The sequence below is a fragment of the Bacillus sp. JJ722 genome (assembly GCF_036963345.1).
Lineage (GTDB): Bacteria > Bacillota > Bacilli > Bacillales > DSM-1321 > Bacillus_AD.
This window is the reverse complement of sequence record NZ_JBALMO010000295.1, coordinates 3,967-12,570: the sequence shown is the minus strand read 5'-3', so window position 1 is coordinate 12,570 and position 8,604 is coordinate 3,967. Positions and strand designations below refer to the sequence as shown.

Genomic DNA, 8,604 nt, shown 5'->3' with positions numbered 1-8,604 from the left:
AAGTTTTTCAGTGCCCTCATTCCTATTTCACTCTTTTTCATTATATTTACCTATAATTTGAACAAGTATATGAACTAACGAACAGGCTGCTTTTCTAATATAGATGTAACAATATGTTTAGAATCCCACTGTCCTCTTGAAAAAGTCGTGATTGGGTATTTTCTTGGGAAAAGTTGTTGTTGGATAGTATTTACGTCCATACCTTGTTGATGTAATTTTTGAACCTCATATGTTAGTTGATTTAAATAGGCTAACTTATCTTTAAACATTTGTTTTCCATCCTTGATGTATCCCGCATGATTACAAAACATTTCAGTAAAATCATACGTCAAAACTCGTTCAATTGAGTCTATAATTTGCGGTATGGATTCTGTATCCATAATCACTTTTGTACGTACTTGAACGAATAAATCACCTGAGAATAGTTGGCCGGTTGAAGTATTTAAATACGCTGTATGATCTGCTGAGTGCCCAGGGGTGAAGATGCTTTTCCAGTTGTATGTTCTTGATTGGAATGCTTCAGGTACAGGGGTAGGATTGAAAATACGTCTTTTTCCCCAAAAAATTTGTCTGTAGAGAGGGTAATTACCTTTTTTCAATGCTTCCGGAATTGAGATGGATGGCAAGAAAACAGGTATCCCATGCTTTTGCTGTAACCATCCAGCACCACCTGTATGATCTTCATGTATGTGGGTGCAATATAAGGCATCAATGGATTGTGCATTAAAGAAAGACTGAAAGAGCTTTGCTAACGATTGTGAACCTGCATCGATAATAATCCCGTCAATGGCATAAGAATATACATTCAAGTTGACTGATTTAAATCGTATGGAGCCATTTGCATAATTTATATCACCTATATTGCCTTTCTCTAATTTTTTATGAAATAACATTTCTTTGTCTCCATTCTTTTTTCTGATATCTTAACATATTTTTGAGTGAATATTCATTCATTTTAGCCCGTTTTATTTAAAACGATGTATTGAGATTCTATGGTAGGGCGTCTTGCATTATGAAATCATTAGGTTTCAATAATTTTTAAGACATTAAAAAGAGCATGTTTCAACAAGCATGCTCTTTTGACTTTAGAAGTAATGAAAATTGCTTCAATGAAAAGTTTATTTGCCACATATATCAATCCAATATCTTTTAATAATGTTTCCATGCTCGTCGATGTAATCTGAATCTCATACTCCACCATTATTCAAAATTGTTTGTTCTGATCCAATAGTGCTCTTATTACAGACAACAAGGGCTTTTTGTATTTCTAATTGCTTCGCTTTTTCTAAACTTAAAGCTAATAGTTTAGTAGCGTATCCTTTTTGCCTTTCTGAAGGACGGATTCCATAACCAATATGTCCACTGCTTTGCAATAATTGCTCGGTTAATCGATGACGAATATTAACAGCACCGATAACTCTTCTATTTTCGTTAACTAGCAAAAATGCAGAAGAGGATGCTCGTTGTTCTGGAAAGTTTACACCTTTCTCATCATTATATAAAAATTGAAACATTTCTTTAAAATCTGTAGGATCTTTCCTAATTACCCAAGGGATTATAGTCTCGTCGCTATCTTTCCATTCTTGATAAAAGGAAAGATACTCGGATTGTAATTCTATTGCTGGACGTGTTAAATAGACTGTCTCTATGAGAGTCACCTTCAATAAAAATTATTTTTTACTGAATATTCCACGAAGTTTTTCCAATACTCTTCGTAATGGGCCATCCCCTTCGACGGTTTGCTTTTCTTCAAGCTGAACTTCTTCCATGAAGTACGTTTGACTGTCGACAGCAGTGTATTCTGAACCAGAGCGATTAGCATATTCTGCATTTGACTGAAGGATACGAGCTTTGACATTGTCATGTAATTGAACTTCTAAAATATCAATAATTCGCTTCTTAACGTTTTCATCGAGAATAGGACAGGCAATTTCAACACGTTTTTCAGTATTTCGCGTCATAATGTCCGCTGAACTAATATATAAACGTGTGTCTTCGTTCTGACCGAAGCAATAAATGCGAGAATGCTCTAAAAATCGTCCAACAATGCTTACAACTGTAATGTTTTCGGTTTTGTTTTTAATTTGCGGTACAAGACAACAAATACCTCGAATGATCAGTTTGATTGTAACACCAGCACAAGATGCTTCCGATAGTTTTGTAATAATTTCTCGATCGGTAAGGGAATTCATTTTCATAATGATATAACCCTCTTCGCCACGCTTTGCTTTAGAGATTTCTTCATCAATAAGAGTGACAATACCTTGCTTTAAGCTTGTTGGTGCAACAAGTAGGTGATAGTATTGACCATCTAAATTGGAGATGGCCATATTTTTGAAGAAGTTGGCTGCATCGTTTCCAATCTCTTCATTGGCTGTTAATAAGCTTAAATCTGTATAGAGTTTTGCCGATTTCTCATTGTAATTACCTGTCCCGATTTGCGTTACGTAATGTACTTTATTGTTGTCCCAATGAGTAATTAAACAAATTTTTGAATGCACTTTAAAGCCTTCAAAACCGTATAAAACGTTGCAGCCAGCTTCTTCAAGACGTTCGGCCCAATCAATATTATTTTGTTCATCAAAGCGAGCACGTAGTTCCATTAATACAGTAACGTCTTTGTTGTTATCAGCAGCTTCAGTTAAATATTCAACTAACTTAGAATTGTTAGCGAGACGATAGATTGTAATTTTGATAGACATCACTGTTTCATCGTAGGCGGCTTCTTTAATCAATCGTAGGAAAGGTTCCATTTGTTCGAAAGGATAATGTAGAATCACATCATGTTTACGAACTTGCTTTAGCATGCTTTCACGCTTGGTTAATGCCCTAGAAGGTTGTGGGTCAAAAGCGGGATAGGAAAGCTTTCGCATCTTTTCTAATGGAAACTTTTCTGCTAATGAAAACACATAAGACATACAGAGTGGAGCCTTGCTCTTGAAAATTTGATCCTTTTCTATGTTAAGTCGATCACACAAGTACTCGATTAGTTCATGGTTTGCTTCGTTTTGTATTTCTAATCGAACAGGAGCGAGACGCCTTCGTTTTTTAAGGATTTTTTTCATGTGATGTCGATAATCATCGTCGTCAGCGAATACTTCATCTTCAGGGCTTATATCCGCGTTTCGGGTAACAGCTATGATAGTTTTATCAGTTATTTCAAACATGTCTAGAATTTTATTCGTATATTCAAAGATGATTTTCTCCATAAGTATATAACGAACATTTTCTCCTGGTAGAAAGAGTACTTTTGGTAAGCTTTGTGGAACTGGTATGATTCCAAATGATGTTGTTTCTTCTTTCTTAACCATTACGACGATGTGTAAAGATTTATTAGACAAGTGCGGGAACGGATGGTGAGAGTCTACAATTTGTGGTGATAGTACGGGCATAATGTAACGATCGAAATATAGCTCAACAAACTTTCTTTCAGCACCGCTCAAATCTTTCATACCAAGATGATATATATCTTCTTTTCGGAACTGCTCTGTAATTTCGAAAAATACTTGATCTCTTTGTTTATATAAAGGAGCAACTGCTTTAAATATTTTCATTAATTGATCGGCAGGTGTCCAACCGCTTTTGTTATCCACACGATTACCTTTAAGTAGTGTTAAATCCGTTAAACTGCCAACACGAATCATGAAAAATTCATCTAAGTTACTTTCAAAAATTGAAACGAACTTCAATCGTTCATAGAGTGGAACAGACACATCACAAGCTTCTTCTAGAACACGTTGGTTGAATTTTAGCCAAGATAGCTCTCGATTCTGTGTGTAGCTTAAATCATGATGCATTTTCGTTTTTACCATTTTTTATTCACCTTCTCTTAATACTTTGCTGTATAGATAGCCTTCTCGTACGCCATAACCACTTACATGAATGGTTTCACTTCCGAAATATACAGCGATTGTATGGAGAATGAGTAGACCAGGGGTAATGGTATGAATTCGATCGGGAACGATTTGTAAAATGCGATGTAATGTTTGTTTATTGGGCTTATGTAACAGAGGCAGTATTTCTGAAATATTGTCTACTGCTAGTGTAAGACTTTCTTTCGTTTCAAATAATTCGTTATTTAATTTCCTTGTTGCACGAATTGTTCCCCCAACACCACAAATCGTTGGAATGACTTGTTGTCCTTCTAGTCCAAGTTTTGTTAACTCGACAAGAATTTCTTCTATCATGGCTTTCTTTTCTTTTTTCTTAGGGAATAGCTTGGATACATGTTTCGAAAATAGGCTCAATGATCCGATTGGTAAGGAGATTGCTTGAGTGATTTGTGCCTCTTTATAGAAAGCAAGTTCAGTAGAGCCGCCGCCAATGTCAACCATCATTCCATTTGTTACTTGCAAGGCATAAGTTGCCCCGATAAAGTCGAGGGTAGCTTCTGCTTCACCAGTAATAACGTCAATAGAGTGACCAGTTCGTTCGTGAATAATACGGGTAACTTCATCCGTATTCACAATGTTACGTAATGATGCAGTTGCAAAGATAAATATATTGTTAATTCGGAAATTTCCTATAATATTGATATAGTCGTTAATAATATCACACGCTGTATTAATTCCTCCTGATGATAAGTAGCCGTTTTTCACATATCCTGCTAGACCACCCATTGTTTTTTTATGAAGTAACGATTTTACCGATTCGTTTTCATAACTGTAAATATTGAGTCGAATTGTATTGGAACCAACATCAATTATTCCGTATAACATGTTTATCCCTCTTTTCGCTGAAAACTTAAAAAATTCATTTTTTTCACTAACTTTTATTATATCGTTAATATTATCCTTTATTTGTGAAGATATTGTTTGATTTTTGTTAATGCGAGTCAAAAATACATACGAAGAAAGAGGGAGTGAAATATGTTTTCGTTTCATTCCCTCTTTCTTCGTATTGTAGTTACAAACTATTTTTCTTAGAGGCATTAAATGCCAGTACCAATCTTGATTTTTTAGGACGTTTTGATTTTAGACGAGGAATTACATATTTCCTAATAGATTTTGTTGCATTTGCATCAGCTGTGTTTGTAACAACGAACTCTACTTGTTCTTTCTCCAATTGTTCAGGAGTAGTTGGCTTTTTGTGATCTTTCCATGCTTCTTCCATGAAGAAATTTTGACTGTCTATCTTTCTATCCCCTAATTTAGTACGTTTTTCATATTGTTGGTTATCTAGTAACAAACGGGCTTTCACATTATCTTGTAGCTGAATGTCTAGTATATGGCTTATTTGATTCTTAATTTGTTGATCGAGAATAGGACAAGCAATCTCAACCCGTTTTTCCATATTTCTCGTCATAATATCCGCAGAGCTAATATATAGCTCCATGCCAGTACCTTCACCAAAACAATAAATACGAGAATGTTCTAAGAATCGGCCTAATATGCTCACGACAGTGATATTTTCGGTCTTGTCTTTAATTCCTGGAACAAGGCAACAAATTCCACGAACAATTAAACTAATTTTTACACCCGCACAAGAAGCTTCTGATAGTTTAGTAATCATCTCACGATCGGTTAAGGAGTTCATCTTCATAATGATTCGACCGTTATAACCAGCATGAGCTTTCATAATTTCCTCATCAATTCGATCGAGCAATCCAGGCTTTAAGCTTGTTGGAGCTACAAGTAAATGTTCATATTGACCATCAAGATTAGAGATAGCCATATTCTTGAAAAAGTTCGCAGCGTCATTACCAATAGCATCGCTTGCGGTCATAAAAGATAAATCAGTATACATTTTCGAGGATTTTTCATTATAGTTACCTGTGCCTATTTGGGTAATATATTGAATTTTATTATTGACTAGGTGGGTGATGAGACAGACTTTCGAATGTACTTTAAAGCCCTCGAACCCATAAATCACATTACATCCTGCATCTTCTAAGCGCTCAGCCCAATCAATATTATTTTGTTCGTCAAATCGAGCACGTAGCTCCATTAGAACCGTTACATCTTTATTGTTCTCAGCGGCTTCAATTAATGATTCTACTAACTTTGAATTATTTGATAGACGATAGATTGTGATTTTAATTGAAATAACATTCTCGTCGGTTGCTGCTTCTTTAATTAATCGTAAAAATGGTTCCATTGATTCGTATGGATAGTGTAAAAGAACATCCTTTTTTTGAACTTGGCTAATCATGCTTTCACGTTTACTAATGGTTGCAGGTAGTTGTGGTTCAAACGCTGGATAGGAAATTTCACGAGTTGTTTCAATAGAAAAACACTCTTGTAATGAGAAAACATAAGACATACATAAAGGTGCTTTGCTCTTAAAAACTTGTTCTTTTTTTATATTTAAACGGTCACATAAGTAATCTAATAACAATGGATCTGCGTCGTTTTGCACTTCAAGTCGAACAGGGGCAAGACGCTTTCTTTTCTTTAAGATTTTTTTCATATGATGACGGTAATCATCGTCATCAGCAAAAACTTCATCTTCTGGGCTAATATCTGCATTTCGAGTGACTGCAATTACCGTTTTATCGACGATGTCAAACATATCAAACACGATATGAGCAAATTCAAGGATTACTTTCTCCATCATGACATAACGAACCGTGTTACCAGGTAAATATAGGACGCTTGGTAACGATTGTGGCACTGGAATCATTCCGTATGTTGTTTCATTTTCTTTAACCATCATGACAATAATGTTTAATGACTTATTCGGCAAATGTGGGAAAGGGTGAAGTGTGTCCACAATTTGTGGCGACAGTACTGGGAAAATATAATTTTTAAAATACTGCTCGATAAATTTGCGATCTTTTCCAACTAAATCCTTTACACTTAAATGATCTATGTCATGTTCATGTAGCTGATTTTTAATATCAGTAAATACTTTGTCTCGTTGTCTGTATAGTGGTGCGACTTCTTTAAAGATTTTCTTTAATTGCTCAGGCGGTGTCATACCGCTTTTTTTGTCAATCCGATTGCCTTTTAGTAAAGATAAATCCAAAAGACTACCAACACGAATCATAAAAAATTCGTCTAAATTGCTTTCGAAAATACTAACGAATTTCAACCGTTCATATAGAGGGACAGTTGGATCACATGCCTCTTCTAAAACTCTTTGATTGAATTTTAACCATGAAAGTTCTCTATTCTGTGTATAACTTATATCATACTTCTTCTTCGTTTTTGCCATAATCTGTACCTTCCTTTAGAACTTTAGTATATAAATACCCTTCACGAACACCGTAATTACTTACATGAATTGTTTCACATCCATAATATGTAGCGATTGTTTGTAATATAATCATTCCTGGAATGATTGTGTGTACACGATCAGGTACGATTTGTAACACTTTACGAAGTGTTTTTTTATCTGCTTTATGCAATAAACTTAATAATTTTGCGATATTACCTACTTCAAATTCATTCGTTTCTTTATCAAATATTAAATTGTTATTCAATTTTTTAGTAGCACGAATAGAACCGCCTACGCCACAAAGAATCTTATATTCTTTTACATTGGCTTCGCCTAATTTTTTCAGTTCCAATATTACATTTTGTTCGATAGCCTCTTTTTCGAAATTTTTTGGAAATAATTTCGAGACATGTTTAGAATATAAACTTAAAGAGCCGATAGGAAGACTAACAGCTTTTATGATTTGGGCATCTTCATAAGTGGTAATTTCGGTAGAACCACCACCAATATCGACCAAAATGCCATCTTTCACTTTTAGTGCATGCGATGCTCCAATAAAGCCAAGTTTTGCTTCTTCTTCACCAGCTATGACATCAACAGGAAAGCCAGTACGATCCTTAATATTGCGAACAACTTCATCGGTATTAATAATGTTTCGTAATGATGCTGTTGCAAAAACAAATACGTTTTTAATTTGAAAGTTTTCTAGAATACTTTTGTAATTGCTGATAATAGCACAGGCTGTTTCAATTCCCTTTGTTGTTAAATAACCATCTACGATATAACCAGCAAGACCTGCCATTGTTTTTTTATGGAGAAGTGATGTCACTTGTTTATCAGTATAAGTATAAATATTAAGGCGAATTGTATTGGAACCTACATCAATAATACCGTAAATCACGTGTATCCCCCTTTTCGCAAGGTTAATTATGACTATTTTTCCAATAGTATCTAATTCAAATGTAATATACTATTGAACTTTTGTGAAGGAAAAACATGTAAAAATCTTAGATTGTTCAGAATTGTCGATTTATATAAAAAAGAAGAGCTTATTAGTTGATTATTGATGTGAACATATGATTGGAGAGTTAAATATATGAGTGAAGAACGATATAAATGAGTGGACGATGTAAATAAATGAATAGAGGATGAAAAAATATGAGCGGAGAAATAAAAAATGAGTGGCGAAATAAAAATATGAGCAGAGCACAATATAAAACACGAAATTAAATATATCTACAAAACAAAAAAGGGGTTGTCCAATAAGTTCTATTTGCATTTGCTATCTTTGTTTGATCGATGGGAAAGTAATTCTTACGATTTTTAAGAAGATACATGGGGTTTCATCTAGACAGAAAGCGCCAAATGTAGACATTCTTACATAATCAGCAAGTTTATATATTTCACGTAACCTACTCCGGAGGGCTTACAAAGCGTAAAAGGGCG

The 8,604-nt window shown here is 34.6% G+C and carries 6 protein-coding genes; all 6 read right to left on the bottom strand.

Translation table 11 applies throughout. From position 1 onward, the window contains the following. Positions 1–74: 74 nt before the first annotated feature. Complete coding sequence (locus V7014_RS24230) at positions 75–893, bottom strand: MBL fold metallo-hydrolase (RefSeq protein WP_335511171.1); 819 nt, start codon at positions 891–893, stop codon at positions 75–77. A gap of 294 nt (positions 894–1,187) precedes the next feature. Continuing rightward, complete coding sequence (locus V7014_RS24225) at positions 1,188–1,658, bottom strand: GNAT family N-acetyltransferase (RefSeq protein WP_335511173.1); 471 nt, start codon at positions 1,656–1,658, stop codon at positions 1,188–1,190. A gap of 12 nt (positions 1,659–1,670) precedes the next feature. Further along, entirely contained in the window at positions 1,671–3,812 is a 2,142-nt protein-coding gene (gene ppk1, locus V7014_RS24220; protein ID WP_335511169.1) for a polyphosphate kinase 1, read from the bottom strand. Positions 3,813–3,815: 3 nt separating this feature from the next. Further along, the gene (locus V7014_RS24215) at positions 3,816–4,718 is read right to left on the bottom strand and encodes a Ppx/GppA phosphatase family protein (RefSeq protein ID WP_335511167.1); all 903 of its coding nucleotides are present in this window, start codon (positions 4,716–4,718) and stop codon (positions 3,816–3,818) included. Between the two features lie 187 nt (positions 4,719–4,905). Next, positions 4,906–7,155 carry a polyphosphate kinase 1 gene (gene ppk1, locus V7014_RS24210; protein WP_335511165.1) on the bottom strand — a complete coding sequence of 750 codons (2,250 nt, stop codon included), beginning with the start codon at positions 7,153–7,155 and terminating at the stop codon, positions 4,906–4,908. Next, positions 7,130–8,059: a Ppx/GppA phosphatase family protein gene (locus tag V7014_RS24205; RefSeq protein ID WP_335511163.1), complete on the bottom strand. Its 930-nt coding sequence runs from the start codon at positions 8,057–8,059 to the stop codon at positions 7,130–7,132. Before V7014_RS24205 ends, ppk1 (V7014_RS24210) begins: the two co-directional genes overlap by 26 nt. Between the last annotated feature and the right edge of the window lie 545 nt (positions 8,060–8,604).